Raw genomic sequence first — 14,141 nt, 5'->3', positions numbered from 1 at the left:
CCGTCAGCCCATCGGGTCGGTGCTCGAGTGCACCGCGTCCGCGACGGGGGTCGCCTCGGTCTCGGGGTAGAACGGGGGCGTCAGGCTGCCCCACCGCACGCAGCTCCAGCGCCCGTCGGTGATGGGAGCCAGCACCACCGATTCGGCGTTGTCCAGGTGGTTGTCCAGCGCGAAGCCGGCGTCCACCCCGGCCAGCACCGCGGCGGCCAGCCGGATGGCGGCGCCATGGCTGACGACGACAATGTCGCCGGTCCAGTCATGGTTGTCGAGGTAGCGCAGCCGCAGGTCGGTCAGCACCGGCACGTAGCGGTCCAGGACGTCGTTGCCGGTTTCCCCGCCGGGCAGCGGGACATCGAGGTCACCGCGGTGCCACTGCTCGTAGATCGCGTTGAACTCCGCGACCGCGTCGTCGTCGCTGCGGTTCTCCAGCCCGCCGACCTGGACCTCGTGGATCCCGGCGACCTCGGTGGCGGCCATCTGCAGTTCGCCGCCGATGACCCCCGCCGTCTGCGACGCGCGGATCGCCACCGAGTGAGCCAGCAGCGCCGGGCGTCCCGCACCGCGGGCGAAGGCGCGGGCCTGGTCGCGGCCCAGCGGCGTCAGCTCGGCCCCCGGGGGGCGGGTGTCCAGCCTGCGCTCGACGTTGCCGTAGGACTGGCCGTGTCGCAGTAACACCAGCCGGCCGGTCATAGCTCGATCCCCCCGGCAGTGGTTTCCGGTTTGCCCTCTCGGAGCCGCGACAGCCAGCGGGCCGCCTCGTCGGCGGGCGGCGGGAGCACACCCGCGGGCGAGCCCGTCGGCCAAGATCCCAGGTATCGCACATCTGCACAACGCCGGTGCAGCGCTTTGAGTGCCTCGGCCACCGCGTCGTCGTCGATGTGGCCCACGCAGTCGGCGAAGAACACGTAGGTGCCCAGTGCCGTCCGGGTCGGGCGGGATTCGATCCGGGTCAGGTCGATGCCTCGGATCCCGAATTCGGTCAGCGCGCCCAGCAGCGCACCGGGCGCGTTGTCGATGCGCAGCACCACCGACGTCCGGTCGGCGCCAGTGTGGGCCGGCGGCGGGCCCGGCGGGCCGACCAGGAGGAAGCGGGTGCACGCGTTGGCCTCGTCGACCACGCCGCTGGCCAGTGCGGCCAGCCCCCAATGGGTCGCGGCCAGCGGCGAGGTCACCGCGGCGTCGGCCTGACCTTCGGCCACCTGACGAGCCGCGTCAGCGTTGGAGTAGGCGGGCCGCAGCTCGGCGTCGGGCAGGTGGGTCGCGACCCAATGCCGCACCTGCGCCGCCGCCACGGAAAACGCCGCCAGCGTGCGCACATCGGCGGCGGCGCGACCGGGCTGGACGACGATCGTGAAGGCGACGTCCAGGGTGGTCTCGGCGAACACTTGCAGGGGCGAGCCGATGGCCAGGCTGTCGAGCGTGGGGGTCACCGAGCCGTCGATCGAGTTCTCGATGGGCACGCAGGCGTATTCGGCACCGCCATCACGGACGGTGTCCAGCGCCGCGGCGGTGCTGTCGATCGGCAGGCGCCGGACCTCGCCGGGCGGCTGGCCCGGGATCAGGCCGGCGGCCGTGATCTGCGCCAGCGCCGCCTCGGTGAAGGTCCCTTCCGGACCGAGATAAGCGATGCGGACCACGCCCCAACCCTAGCGGCGACCGTCGCCCAACCGCTCCTTGCGGCATCCCCCGACTTAAGTTAACTTAGGCTTACCTAATTTGAGGAGAATGGTGTTACCGCTGACGTGCCCCGCCCCGACAACGGCCGAACGGATCCGCAGCGCGTGCGTGCGCGCCGGCGGAGCCCTCCTGGCGCTGGAAACCGCGCACCCGCGCCAGGACCCGGTCGTGACGCCCATCCATCACCTCCTGCCCGACGGGTCGTTCGCGCTGGCGCTCCCGAGTGAGAGCGACGGCCACCCCCAACGCGGGGTCGCAGGATCGCAGGCGCTGCTGGAGTTGACCGACTACGCGCCGCTGCCGCTGCGGGAGCCGGTGCGCTCACTGGTGTGGGTGCGCGGGCGTCTGCACGAATTCCACCCGGCCGAGGTCGCCGAGACGGTCGACCTGATCGCCGCCGAGTGGCCACACCCGGCGTTGCTCCAGGTCGACACCCCGAGGTGCGCGCCATCGGACGGGCAGGAACCCCGGTACACGCTGGTCCGGCTGGAGATCGCGTCCGTCGTCGTCACCGACGCCACCGGCGCCGAGCCGGTCAGCGTCGAGGATCTCCTGGCGGCCCGGCCCGACCCGTTCTGTGAGATCGAGTCGAACCTGCTGTGGCACTTGGACACCGCCCACAGCGACGTGGTTGCGCGGCTGGTGTCCCGGCTCCCGGCGCCGTTGCGTCGCGGGCAGGTCCGCCCCCTCGGCCTCGACCGCTACGGCGTGCGGTTCCGCGTCGAAGGCAAGGACCGCGACCACGACGTCCGGCTGCCCTTCCACAAGCCGGTGGACGACATGACCGGATTGAGCCAGGCCATCCGGGTGCTGATGGGGTGTCCGTTCATCAACGGCCTGCACGCCCGCCGGTAGCCCAACCGGTCGTGTCGGGCCGACCCGGCCGCGTACGTTAACCAGGTGAACGGCGATCGACCAGCGCAGCGGCCCGAGCCGCGTACCGAACCGTCGCCGGTGATTCGCCGCGGGGCCCACCCCACGACACCGGCCGAACAGACCACGCCGCTGCGTCGGCCGACGCCACCCCCTCCAGCACCCCAGACGCCGCGCCCCGTCCCATCGGCGCCGCGCACCCGACAACCGCCCGGCCCGCCGCCCCGGCCCACCGCGCCGGGGCCACGTCGCAGGCGCGGCTGGCGCCGCTGGACGCGGGCGTTCGCCTCGACCCTGGTGATCGGCGTCCTGCTGGTCGGCATAGGTGCGGTATGCGGGGCCGTGTGGTTCGACAGCAGGCTGCACCGCGACGACGTTCTCACCGACTATCCGGGACGCCCCGGACCAGGCCGGGGGACGAACTGGCTGCTCGTCGGCTCCGACAGCCGCCAAGGCCTCAGCCCCGAGCAGCAGGAGAACCTGGCCACCGGCGGTGACATCGGCAGCAGCCGGACCGACACCATCCTGCTGGTACACCTGCCCGAGCTGTGGTCCGGCGGGCGGGTGACGATGGTGTCGATACCGCGGGACTCCTACGTCCCCATTCCCGGCCACGGCAAGGACAAGATCAACGCCGCCTTCGCGATGGGCGGGGCCGGCTTGCTGGTTCAGACGGTGGAACAGGCCACGGGGTTGCGCCTCGACCACTACGCCGAGATCGGATTCGGCGGGTTCGCCGGCGTGGTCGACGCGCTGGGCGGGGTGACGGTGTGTCCGACGGCTCCGCTTGACGACCCCTTGGCCGGGATCAACCTGCCCGCCGGCTGCCAGAAGCTCAACGGCCGCAACGCCCTCGGATACGTCCGGACGCGCGACACCCCGCGGGCCGACCTGGACCGGATGGTCAACCAGCGGCAATTCGTCGCGGCGCTGCTGCGCGCAGCCGGCAGCCCCGCGGTGTGGCTGAACCCGTGGCGCTGGTACTCGGTGCCGCGCGCGGTCGCCGACGCCCTGACCGTTGACCGCGGCGACCATGTCTGGGACCTGGCCCGCCTCGGCTGGGGACTGCACGGCTCCCCCACCGCCATGACCGTCCCGATCGGGGAGTTCACCAACGGCGACGCCGGATCGGTAGTGGTGTGGAACCACGACGAGGCCAGCCGGTTGTTCGAGGCGCTGGCCTCCGACGCGCCCGTGCCGACGGCTCCGCCGGACTAGTCGCACCCCTCGCCGCCGCGGCCGTTCTGCAGATAGGCCTTCGTCCGGCCCGGGTGGTGGGTGGCGAGCCACGCCACCCCGACATCACGGCAGAAGTCGAGATCGTCATACTCGTCGACATTCCAGCAGTACACGGCCCGGCCCTGGGCGATCGCGCGGTCCGCGAGCTGGGGATATTCCTTCAACGTCGCCAGCGACGGCCCGACGGCGGTGGCGCCGACGGCGGTGGCCGCGCCGCTGGTCAAGTAGCGCGCGGTCCTGCCGAGCAGCACGGTCGGCAGCAGCGGGGCGGCCCGCCGGATCCGCCAGACCGCGGCCGCCGAGAACGACATCACCACCGCGCGGGACCGGTCGGCGGAGGGAGGGGCGGCGATGCCGAACCGGTGCAGCAGCGCCAGCAGCTTGGTTTCCACCAGCGAGCCGTAGCGGACCGGGTGCTTGGTCTCGATGAACAGCTTGACCGGCCGCCGCCAGTCCAGAACGAGCGAGACCAGGGCGTCCAGCGTCAGCAGGCTGGTGTCACCGTGGGTGCCGTCTTCGCGCCAGCTGTCGTGCCACGCCCCGTACTCGAGCTCACGCAGCTCGGCAAGGGTCATCGTGCTGACCAAGCCGGCCCCGGTCGAGGTCCGGTCCAGCCGGCGATCGTGGACACACACCAGGTGGCCGTCGCGGGTCAGGCGCACGTCGCATTCCACGCCGTCGGCGCCTTCCTTGAGGGCGAGGTCATAGGCGGCCAGCGTGTGTTCGGGCCTGGCGGCCGACGCGCCGCGGTGGGCTACCACAAAGGGGTGCCCGGCGAGCACCTCCTCGGCCCACGTCATACGCCTAATGCTGCCGCTTCCTGACCCTCCAGCTCAACCGGGCGCGATGTCGGCGCCGAGTCGTTGGAGACCACGACCCAGCGGTGCGCGGGCCGCTCGACCGGTTTGCGCTCGAAGTCCTCGAAGACCCGGGCCGCGGCGGCCACGGTGAGCGCGGCGAGCAGGTAGGCGAAAACCATCGTCATCGTGTTGTTGGCGATGCCCTGGGCATCCCTGGCGAAGCTGGTCGCCATGGCGAAGACGGAGACCAGGTAGCTGGCGACCCACGCGATCCACCACTGGACGATGGGTCGACGTATCCGGCCGTAGTGCTCTTCCAGGATCGCCAGCTCGATGACGTAGACCGGCGCCCACAACAGATTGGCCAGCGGCACGATGCACCCCGCCCACAGCGTTCGGGTGGACCGCGGCTCGGGCAGACCGTGCTGCGCGAACACGGCGGCGCGGCGGGCGATCAGCCAGCGGATCAGCATCACGCCGGAAGTAAACACCGCCGCGATCGCGGCGACGCTGGCCAGGATGCCGAGCCAGTCCGCCCCGGCGGCGACCCAGGAGTTCAACAAGGTGTTCCGATTGATGATCAACAGCACGTACCGCACCGCGTAGACCAGGGCGGCTATGCCGAGGGTGAGGACGCTGACGAACAGCGTGGTGCGGATCCTCGGCGCCGACGGCGCGTGCGCCGCGGTTTGGGCGGCCGCCGGCGTTGGCTCGATGCGGTCGGCCAGGCCCCAGCGCGGGATCACGGCATAACGCGGCGTGGGGCCGAGCGGACGCCGTCCGCGCCTGGTGGGCGGAGCGGCGCCCGGGCGCACCGCTATCCAGCGGAAGCCCGGGGGCAGCCGCGGCGGGGTGCGCTGCCAACTCGGCGGCGCGGACGGCCGTGGCGCCGGCGCGGCGTTGGTTGCGCCCCACCGCGGGTCGGGCGCCGGCGCGTCCGCCAAGGGCGCCATCAGCGCTCCCCGACAGCGGGGACACCACTCGCGTTGCCGCTCGCGCACGTTCCACCGCGTGCCGCATTGGGAGCACACCTGGATCACCGGACTAGCCTAGCCTCGCGACGATGCGCGCCGCGGGACACGGCGGGCTGAGGAGCGGGGCAATCCAACGCCGCCTCGCGACGACGCGCGCCGCGGGACGCGGCGGGCCGGCCGAGCTGAGCCCAGTCGGCTATCTACCCAACGCCCGTGGCTATCCACAGTTTCCACAGGTTTATCCACACGCGGACAGTGGGTAAGGGAAGCATTACTACAGCACTACCGGCTAGCCGTGGTTCGACATGTGGATAACACCGCGGTCTTTTTGTCTTGCCATGGACAGCCCGCCACCACCGTCGAGCGAAATGGGTTGCCTTGCTAAGCACCCGAAGCGCAGCGCGAGTGACCGCCGGTCACATTCTGCGGCCGATCACCTGCGCCAACCCGCAGTTCAGTGCGTCGTTTTCCAAGCCCGCCCTGAGGCGTTATGATCGCGTTCGCGAAAAATTGTTTGTGACTCACCTCACTGTCGCGGGGTGAGGAGCGGGTGAAAGGCGATTGATGGCCACGCATTCGTTCGGTCCGGGTTCACCGGCCCCCTCGAGGTCGTACTCCGGCTCGCCCGCGTGGAACCACAGCTACAGCGTCGCCGCCTTACGTGCCGGGCTGATCGCCCTCGCGCTGCTGGCGGTCCTCGCCCTCATCGTTTTGTCTTGATCCCAACTGTCTTGATTCGCCGCCGAGCGGGTATCCCCCTTCGGGGCTGATAGCCATTCTTGCGGTCCGTGCAGTCATGGAGCAGGGTTGTCTACGGCTGGCCGCCGCGTGGCAGGCCCGCGCGAATGAGCGTTAGTAGACAATCGAAGAAAGGAACGCCGTGGCTGAATACACCCTGCCCGATTTGGACTGGGACTATGCAGCGTTGGAACCGCACATCTCGGGTCAGATCAACGAGATCCATCACACTAAGCACCACGCCACGTACGTCAAGGGCGTGAACGACGCCGTTGCCAAACTCGAAGAGGCGCGCGCCAACGACGACCACGCCGCGATCTTCCTGAACGAAAAGAACCTTGCGTTTCATCTCGGCGGCCACGTCAACCACTCGATCTGGTGGAAGAATCTGTCGCCGGACGGCGGCGACAAGCCCACCGGCGACCTGGCCGCCGCGATCGACGACCAGTTCGGGTCGTTCGACAAGTTCCGCGCCCAGTTCAGCGCGGCCGCCAATGGCCTTCAGGGTTCGGGCTGGGCGGTGCTGGGCTATGACACGCTCGGCGATCGACTGCTCACCTTCCAGTTGTATGACCAGCAGGCCAATGTCCCGCTCGGCATCATTCCGCTGTTGCAGGTCGACATGTGGGAGCACGCCTTCTACCTGCAGTACAAGAACGTCAAGGCGGACTACGTCAAGGCGTTCTGGAACGTCGTCAACTGGGCCGACGTGCAGAAGCGGTACGCGGCGGCCACGTCGAAGACCGGCGGGTTGATCTTCGGCTGAGTCCACCTCGATCGGCAGGGGCGTCGCGCGGCATGCGCGGCGCCCCTGTCGTTTGTCCGGCGAGAAATCGGGCATTCCGAGAACATGTGCGCCACTGGCCGTGTCGGGTTGCACGGCGCCGAACCCGCAGGCATGCTTAATCATTCGAGCTACCAGTGTGGTTAATCGGATGGAGGCGTCGCGCGGAGGTCGAAAATGGAGACTGGGTCTGACCGCCCGATAGGGGTTTCCCCTTTCCATGCTCGTGGTGCCCTGAAAGGGTTTGTGATCTCCGGGCGTTGGCCCGATTCGACCAAAGAGTGGGCCCAGTTGCTGATGGTCGCGGTCAGGGTGGCGTCACTTCCCGGATTGCTCTCCACGACAACGGTGTTCGGCGCCCGGGAGGAGTTACCCGACTCCCCCGAGCCGGGCACCGTCGGCCTGGTGCTCGCCGAGGGCACCGTCTTCGGTGAATCGGCAATCCAGCCAGGCTATTTCGCCGATCACCAGCCCCCGGCGCTGCTGATGTTGCATCCTCCCTCGGAGACCACCCCTTCCCTGCCGGAATGCAGCGGCGCGGCGTCGGGATGCGTCCTGCTGCCCGGGTTGCCGTATCTGGGACTCGAGCATCGGGCGGCCTGGGTGGAGGCCGAGGCGGACGGGACCATCACGTCCATGGTGAGCCGAGTCGGCGTGGACCCCATCTCCCACCCGGACACCGCGATTCTGGCGATGCTGCTTGCCGCGTAATCGTTCGACCCGGTGCTCGCACTACCGCCCGTCCCGCGTGCCGGTCCGGTCGGTCTGAAGGGGTCGCGGTCAGGTCGGCCGCTTCGCGCACGCCACCCCGCGTGGCCCGGCCGGCAGTCGGCGGCTGATACCGCGCGACGAACGCCGATTCACATCCCCGACACGGCCACACGCGCCGAATTCCGGGCGCGGTAAGGACCCGACAGCAAATAAGGCGTTAAGCAAGCATAAATTGCTGCCCCGTTGCGGTGCGCCTGCCCAGCACGTCCGCATTCTACACTTCGCCGAGCGCGGCGCCGCCGCCCCGCCACCTTGGCCGGAAGGCCGGATTCTGCGGATAACCTGTGAGTTTCGCAGATTTAGTGGACACCCCAGCGAATCAGTTAGACGCTCGTCAAGTGTGGCACCGGCAAGCTACAGCTACGCCCGGCCCGAATACGTGGGGGTTTGCACCTGGTTAGGTACACCAACCCTCGCTACCATGATCAGCAAATACACCTAGGTAATAGTTCACTTCTACAGCCAAGTGGAGGTCATATCCAATGAGCACGACGTTCGCTGCTCGCCTGAACCGCCTGTTCGACACGGTGTATCCGCCCGGACGCGGGCCGCACACCTCCGCGGAAGTGATCGCGGCGCTCAAGGCTGAGGGCGTCACGATGTCGGCTCCGTACCTCTCGCAGTTGCGGTCGGGCAACCGCACCAACCCGTCGGCGACGACGATGGCCGCATTGGCCAACTTCTTCCGCATCAAGCCGGCTTACTTCACCGACGACGAGTACTACGAGAAGCTCGACAAGGAGCTGTCATTCCTGGCCACGATTCGCGATGACGGGGTGCGCCGCATTGCCCTGCGCGCATCCGAGTTATCCCCCGAGGCCCAGCACGAGGTCATGCAGCGGGTCAACGAGCTGCGCCGCGCGGAGCACTTGGACGCATAGCGCGAGCCCGCGCCCGCACTCGGCTGGCCAGCCCCTACCTGGAGGGCTCCCGCCCGCCCATTCCGATTAGGGTTGGCTCACGGATCGCGCACGCGCGAAAGCGATAGTCCACGAGAGACCGGGGAGGCGGCCGGGTATGGGCCTGTTCCGCAAGCGAAAGAGTCGCGCGACGCGTCGCGCCGAAGCCCGTGCGATCAAGGCCCGCGCGAAGCTGGAGGCCAAGCTCGCCGCCAGGAACGAGACCCGCCGTTACAAGGCGGCCCAACGTGCGGAGGCCAAGGCCCTCAGGGCGCAGATCAAGGCCCAACGGGACAGCGACCGGACCGCGTTGAAGGTCGCCGAGGCCGAACTCAAAGCGGCGCGCGAGGGCAAGATCTTTTCGCCGGCGCGCATCAGGCGGGCGCTGACCGTGTCCCGGTTGCTCGCGCCGGTCCTCACGCCGGTCATCTATCGCGGCGCGGTCTCGGCGCGTGCGCTGATCGATCAGCGCCGCGCGGATCGACTCGGGATTCCTCTCGCCCAGATCGGGCAGTTCTCCGGCCACGGCGCGCAGCTGTCCGCCCGGATCGCCGGAGCGGAGAAGTCGCTGCGGGCCGTGCAGGACAGGAAGCCCAAGGACGCCGAGACCAAACAGTTCGTAGCGGCCATCACCGAGCGGCTCACCGACCTGTCGGCGGCCGTCACCGCCGCGGAGAACATGCCGGCCGCGCGACGCCGGGCGGCCCACGCCGCGATCTCGTCGCAGCTCGACGGCATCGAGGCGGACCTGATGGCCCGCCTCGGGCTGAGCTGACGCACGGATGCGCCCGCGCAGACTGTCGAGGCTGGCCCGCCTCCCGATCGCGGTGGCCGCCGCCGTCGCCCTCTACCTGGCCTCTGCGGCCCACCTTCCGGCGGCCGGGGCACACGTCCACGCCAGCAGCGACGACGCGGTGCGCGGCGCCATGGCAGTCGTCACCTTTCAGGTCCCCAACGAATCCAACACGGGCGCGCTGACCACCGCTCTGAGTGTCGCCCTGCCCGACGGCGCCTCGGCGCGGGCCGAGAGCATGCCGGGGTGGACGATCAAGCTCGACCGCGACGCGGCATCGGGCGCCGTGCACTCGGTGACGTGGACGGCCGCGCCGGGCGGCGGGATCGCGGCCGATCAATTCGCGCTGTTCCGGATCTCGGTGAAGCTGCCCGACACCGAGACCGCCAGCTTCCCGGCCACGCAGACCTATTCGGACGGAGCCGTCGTGAAGTGGGACCAGCCGCCGCAGCCCGGCGGCGGCGAACCCGAACACCCGGTGCCCACGCTGGCACTCGCCGCCGGACCCGTGGCGCCGCACGACCACCACCCGGCGCCCGGGCAGCCGGCCGAGCAGGCGACCGCGCCGCCGCAGCCCAGATCCGCGGACGACACCGCCCGACTGCTGGGCGGCGCGGCCCTGGTCCTCGCCGCGCTGGGAGTCTGCATTGCGCTGATCCGCCGACGGACATGAGGCGGTTGGCGGCCGCCGCATGCGTCGGCGCCCTGCTGATGATCGCCACCCTGACGGCGCCGGCGGCATCGGCGCACGCCGCTCGCGTCTCCACCGATCCGGCCGACAAAGCGATCCTCACGACCGGTCCCGAGCAGGTCAGCGCCACCTTCAACGAACAGCTGCAGACCACGTTCGCGGCCATGACCGTCGTCGGGCCCGACGGCAACGTGTGGTCCGCCGGCGACCCCACGGTGCAGGGCGCGGTGGTCGGCATCGGCCTGCGGCCGCTGGGGCCGGCCGGGACCTACACCGTCAATTACCGGGTGACCTCCGCCGACGGTCACGTGGTCTCCGGATCCTGGTCGTTCCGGCTGACCGTGCCGGGCACCGGCACGCCGGGGCCTCCGGCGGGCGGGGACCACGCCGGAGGCCGGGACTCGGCGGTCCCGGTGTGGCCGTTCGTCGTGGTGGCGGCGGTGCTCGTCGCCGGAGGCGCTGTGTGGGCGCTGCGGCGCCGACCGTGACCGGCGGCCGAGGCGCCCGCACCCGTGCTGGCATGATGGGTTCGAAGAACCCGCGTCGGCTAGAGAACTACTGAAAGATTGCTCAAGGAGCGGCCGCATGGCAGACCCGCAGGACCAACCCAACAGCGAACCCGACGGCGCATCGACCCCGCCGCCGGAAAAGAAGCCTCCGGCCAAGGCGGTCAAGAAGGCCGCGAAAGCTCCCGCCAAGAAAGCTCCTGCGAAGAAGGCGCCCGCCAAAAAGGCACCGGCGAAGAAGGCACCGGCGAAGAAGGCACCCGCCAAAGCCGTCCAGCCCCCCGCGAAGGCCGCCGAGCCACCGCTTGAGGTGCAGCAGCGAATCGAAAGCAACGGCGATCTCACCGCGGCCGCCAAAGACGCTGCGGCACAAGCAAAATCCACAGTCGATGCCGCCAACAACCCGGTTTCCCCCGACGTTCGCGGTTCGGTCCTGAGCCAGTCGCCGGTGCCGTTGATCGTCGCCCTGGCCGTCAGCCTGCTGGCGATCCTGTTGATCCGGCAGCTGCGGCGCCACTGAGCGCGCGCGTAGCCGCTACCGTGTCAGGCGTGACCGTGTCATTCCAGCCGACCGCCGACCTCGTCGACGACATCGGACCCGACGTACGCAGTTGCGACGTCCAATTCCGCCAGTTCGGTGGCCGCCACCAATTCGCCGGGCCGATCAGCACGGTGCGCTGCTTCGAAGACAACGCGCTGCTGAAATCCGTGCTGTCCCAGCCGAGTGCGGGCGGCGTGCTGGTGATCGACGGCGGCGGCTCGCTGCACTCGGCGCTGGTCGGCGACGTCATCGCCGAGCTGGCCCGCGCCAACGGCTGGGCCGGCCTCATCGTCAACGGCGCGGTGCGTGACGCCGCCGCGCTGCGTGGCCTCGACATCGGCATCAAGGCGCTGGGCACCAACCCCCGCAAGAGCAGCAAGACCGGAGCCGGCGAGCGCGACGTCGAGGTCACGCTGGGTGGGGTGACGTTCGTCCCGGGTGAGATCGCCTACAGCGACGACGACGGCATCGTCGTCGTCAAGCCCTAAACCGCAACCGGCGCACGCTTTTTCGCGAATCGCAGGCCCTCGTCGTCAACCTTGCCGCGCCGGATGGTGCGCATGTCGAAGAGGTAGTTCTGCTTGAGCCGCCATGGGGCGCGCGACCCCGACTTGGGCAGCAGGTGCATCGAGCGCTGGAAATAGCCAGGGTTGAAGTCCATGAACGGCAGTTCGTCGACGTCGGCGCCGGGGTGCTGCGGCTCAACGAAGTCAAATCCCTTGTCGTCCATGTAGTTCAGCAGCCGGCAGACGAACTCGGAGACCAGGTCGGCCTTGAGGGTCCACGACGCGTTGGTGTAGCCGAAGGTGATCGCGAAGTTGGGCACGCCGGAGAACATCAGGCCCTTGTAGGTCATCAACGATGTCAGCTCGATCGGCTCCCCGTTTCGGGTGGGCCGCACCCCGCCCAGCAACTGCATGTTCAATCCCGTTGCGGTGATGATGATGTCGGCCTGCAGTTCCTCGCCCGAGGTGAGCCTGATCCCCGTCTTGGTGAACTGGTCGATGGTGTCGGTGACGACGTCGGCCTTGCCGTGCCGGATGGTGCGGAAGAAATCGCCGTCGGGGGCCAGGCACAGCCGCTGATCCCACACGTTGTACCGCGGACCGAAGTGCTTTTCGACGTCGTAGCCCTCCGGCAGGCGCCGCTTGGCCATGGTCATCAACGTCTTGCGCATGTAGGCCGGGCGCTTCCTCGACAGCTGGTACTGGAAGGTGCTGAACGCGATGGCCTTCCAGCGATTCGCGATGTGCGCCAGCCGGCCCGGCAGCAACCGGTTGGCCTGCTCGGCGAACGGGTCGATCCCGGGCAGCGAGCCGATGTACGTCGGCGAGCGCTGCAGCATCGTGACGTGGCCAGAGCCGGTGTTCACCAGCGCCGGGATCAGCGTGATCGCGGTGGCTCCGGAGCCGATGACGATGATCTTCTTGCCCGTGTAGTCGAGGTCCTCCGGCCAGTGCTGCGGGTGGACGATCCTGCCCTCGAAGTCCTCGGCGCCGGGGAAGGTCGGCGAATATCCCTCGTCGTAGTTGTAGTAGCCGGTGCAGGCGAACAGGAACGAACACGTCAGCTCGCGCTGGTCGCCATCGGATTCGACGATCAGGGTCCAGCGGTTCTCGGCGTCGGACCAATCGGCGGCGACGACGCGCTGGCGGTAGCGGATGTGCCGGTCGATCTTGTTCTCGACCGCGGCCTCCTTGATGTAGTTCTTGATGTCGGCGCCCTCGGCGATCGACTGCGCCGAGCGCCAGGGCTTGAACCGGAACCCGAGGGTGAACATGTCGGAGTCCGACCGGATGCCCGGGTATTTGAACAGGTCCCAGGTGCCGCCCAGGTCGTCGCGGCGTTCGAGGATCGCGTAGCTCTTGGTCGGGCAGCGCTCCTGCAGGTGCCACGCCGCGCTGATCCCGGAGATGCCGGCGCCCACGATGATCACGTCAAGGTGCTCACTCATGCGGCCACGCTATCAACGTGCTGTCGATTAAGTCAACGCTGTGTCGAAACTTTCGACGCTGTGTAAAGTAACGGGCGTGACTACCGCCGGCCAGACCCGTGCCCTGCGTGGCCGCCGCGCCATCCGCCCCTCCGGCGACGACCGTGAACAGGCGATCCTGGCGACCGCCGAACGGCTGCTGGGGCAGCGCTCGTTCACCGACATCTCCGTCGACGACCTGGCCAAAGGGGCGGGGTTGTCGCGCCCGACGTTCTACTTCTATTTCAAGTCCAAGGAAGCGGTGCTGCTCTCCCTGCTGGAGCCGGTGATCGCGCGCGCCGACTCCGAGTTCGACGGGGCCGTCCAACGGCTGCCGGAGGATCCGCGCCGGGTGTGGCGTAACGGCATCAAGGCGTTCTACAAGGCGTTCAGTTCGCACCGCCGGCTGGCCCGCGCCGCCACCGAGGCCTTGGCGACGAGCTCCGAGTTGCGGGTCGTGTGGTTGGGGTTCATGCAGAAGTGGATCGATCAGACGGCGGCCATGATCACCGCGGAACGCGCTCGCGGCGCCGCCCCGGAGACGATTCCGGCGGCGGACCTGGCGACCTCACTGAACCAGATGAACGAGCGCACGATGATGGCCGCGCTGTCCGCCGAGACGCCGGCGGTCGACGAGGACCGGGTCGTCGACACCCTCACCCACATCTGGGTGACGAGCATCTACGGCGAAACCGGCTAGGTGGCGATCGCAAGCGCGGCGTAGCCGGGCGAAGCGGGTCGCCACCATCGGAACGTGGCGATCGCAAGCGCGGCGTAGCCGGGCGAAGCGGGTCGCCACCATTGGAACGTGGCGATCGCAAGCGCGGCGTAGCCGGGCGAAGCGGGTCGCCACCATCGGATGGCGTCAGCCACCCGTGCGAAC

18 protein-coding genes are annotated in these 14,141 nt (G+C 69.2%); 12 read left to right on the top strand and 6 right to left on the bottom strand.

What is annotated here, in order from left to right:
• Positions 1–3 precede the first annotated feature (3 nt).
• Both A5713_RS14980 and pheA read right to left on the bottom strand, forming a co-directional pair.
• The gene (locus A5713_RS14980) at positions 4–690 is read right to left on the bottom strand and encodes a histidine phosphatase family protein (protein ID WP_067925820.1); all 687 of its coding nucleotides are present in this window, start codon (positions 688–690) and stop codon (positions 4–6) included.
• Complete coding sequence (gene pheA / locus A5713_RS14975; RefSeq protein WP_068096590.1) at positions 687–1,637, bottom strand: prephenate dehydratase; 951 nt, start codon at positions 1,635–1,637, stop codon at positions 687–689. The genes A5713_RS14980 and pheA overlap by 4 nt, the downstream gene beginning before the upstream one ends.
• A 91-nt stretch (positions 1,638–1,728) precedes the next feature.
• Between pheA and A5713_RS14970 the strand changes: the two genes are divergently transcribed.
• Together A5713_RS14970 and A5713_RS14965 are read left to right on the top strand one after the other, a co-directional pair.
• On the top strand, positions 1,729–2,532 hold the full coding sequence (locus A5713_RS14970) for a DUF2470 domain-containing protein (protein WP_102420042.1): 804 nt from the start codon (positions 1,729–1,731) through the stop codon (positions 2,530–2,532).
• A 45-nt stretch (positions 2,533–2,577) separates the two neighbouring features.
• On the top strand, positions 2,578–3,768 hold the full coding sequence (locus tag A5713_RS14965) for an LCP family protein (protein WP_068096587.1): 1,191 nt from the start codon (positions 2,578–2,580) through the stop codon (positions 3,766–3,768).
• On the opposite strand, the gene A5713_RS14960 is transcribed toward A5713_RS14965, so the two are convergent.
• Positions 3,765–4,589 (bottom strand): glycerophosphodiester phosphodiesterase, encoded by an 825-nt coding sequence (locus A5713_RS14960; RefSeq protein WP_067925810.1) that lies wholly within the window; start codon positions 4,587–4,589, stop codon positions 3,765–3,767. The two genes, A5713_RS14965 and A5713_RS14960, sit on opposite strands and share 4 nt — an antisense overlap.
• Positions 4,586–5,629: a DUF4328 domain-containing protein gene (locus A5713_RS14955; RefSeq protein ID WP_082972958.1), complete on the bottom strand. Its 1,044-nt coding sequence runs from the start codon at positions 5,627–5,629 to the stop codon at positions 4,586–4,588. Before A5713_RS14955 ends, A5713_RS14960 begins: the two co-directional genes overlap by 4 nt.
• Before the next feature lie 498 nt (positions 5,630–6,127).
• On the opposite strand from A5713_RS14955, the gene A5713_RS28775 reads away from it, so the two are divergent.
• The 9 genes from A5713_RS28775 (at position 6,128) to rraA (ending at position 11,774) form a co-directional block, all read left to right on the top strand.
• Complete coding sequence (locus A5713_RS28775) at positions 6,128–6,283, top strand: hypothetical protein (protein ID WP_197509347.1); 156 nt, start codon at positions 6,128–6,130, stop codon at positions 6,281–6,283.
• Between the two features lie 160 nt (positions 6,284–6,443).
• Positions 6,444–7,067 carry a superoxide dismutase gene (locus A5713_RS14950; protein WP_067925807.1) on the top strand — a complete coding sequence of 208 codons (624 nt, stop codon included), beginning with the start codon at positions 6,444–6,446 and terminating at the stop codon, positions 7,065–7,067.
• A 195-nt stretch (positions 7,068–7,262) separates the two neighbouring features.
• Positions 7,263–7,796 carry a peptidase gene (locus A5713_RS14945; RefSeq protein ID WP_068096585.1) on the top strand — a complete coding sequence of 178 codons (534 nt, stop codon included), beginning with the start codon at positions 7,263–7,265 and terminating at the stop codon, positions 7,794–7,796.
• 542 nt (positions 7,797–8,338) lie between these two features.
• Positions 8,339–8,737: a helix-turn-helix transcriptional regulator gene (locus tag A5713_RS14940; protein WP_067925801.1), complete on the top strand. Its 399-nt coding sequence runs from the start codon at positions 8,339–8,341 to the stop codon at positions 8,735–8,737.
• Positions 8,738–8,873: 136 nt separating this feature from the next.
• On the top strand, positions 8,874–9,530 hold the full coding sequence (locus A5713_RS14935; protein WP_068096583.1) for a DUF6474 family protein: 657 nt from the start codon (positions 8,874–8,876) through the stop codon (positions 9,528–9,530).
• Positions 9,531–9,537: 7 nt separating this feature from the next.
• On the top strand, positions 9,538–10,221 hold the full coding sequence (locus A5713_RS14930) for a YcnI family protein (protein ID WP_068096578.1): 684 nt from the start codon (positions 9,538–9,540) through the stop codon (positions 10,219–10,221).
• Positions 10,218–10,727, top strand: coding sequence for a copper resistance CopC family protein (locus tag A5713_RS14925; protein ID WP_068096576.1), 510 nt, complete (start codon positions 10,218–10,220; stop codon positions 10,725–10,727). The genes A5713_RS14930 and A5713_RS14925 overlap by 4 nt, the downstream gene beginning before the upstream one ends.
• 97 nt (positions 10,728–10,824) lie before the next feature.
• Positions 10,825–11,265, top strand: coding sequence for a nucleoid-structuring protein H-NS (locus A5713_RS29540; protein ID WP_067925789.1), 441 nt, complete (start codon positions 10,825–10,827; stop codon positions 11,263–11,265).
• Positions 11,266–11,294: 29 nt separating this feature from the next.
• A complete protein-coding gene (rraA, locus tag A5713_RS14915) occupies positions 11,295–11,774 on the top strand; it encodes a ribonuclease E activity regulator RraA (protein ID WP_067925786.1) in 480 nt (159 codons plus the stop codon).
• On the opposite strand, the gene A5713_RS14910 is transcribed toward rraA, so the two are convergent.
• Positions 11,771–13,240: an NAD(P)/FAD-dependent oxidoreductase gene (locus A5713_RS14910; RefSeq protein ID WP_068096574.1), complete on the bottom strand. Its 1,470-nt coding sequence runs from the start codon at positions 13,238–13,240 to the stop codon at positions 11,771–11,773. The two genes, rraA and A5713_RS14910, sit on opposite strands and share 4 nt — an antisense overlap.
• Positions 13,241–13,316: 76 nt before the next feature.
• Between A5713_RS14910 and A5713_RS14905 the strand changes: the two genes are divergently transcribed.
• On the top strand, positions 13,317–13,958 hold the full coding sequence (locus A5713_RS14905; RefSeq protein WP_068096572.1) for a TetR/AcrR family transcriptional regulator: 642 nt from the start codon (positions 13,317–13,319) through the stop codon (positions 13,956–13,958).
• On the opposite strand, the gene A5713_RS28325 is transcribed toward A5713_RS14905, so the two are convergent.
• The gene (locus A5713_RS28325) at positions 13,955–14,131 is read right to left on the bottom strand and encodes a hypothetical protein (RefSeq protein ID WP_304442515.1); all 177 of its coding nucleotides are present in this window, start codon (positions 14,129–14,131) and stop codon (positions 13,955–13,957) included. The two genes, A5713_RS14905 and A5713_RS28325, sit on opposite strands and share 4 nt — an antisense overlap.
• Positions 14,132–14,141: the final 10 nt, after the last annotated feature.

This window comes from Mycobacterium sp. E2497 (genome assembly GCF_001668695.1).
Lineage (GTDB): Bacteria > Actinomycetota > Actinomycetes > Mycobacteriales > Mycobacteriaceae > Mycobacterium.
This window is presented reverse-complemented; position numbering and strand designations above follow the sequence as displayed.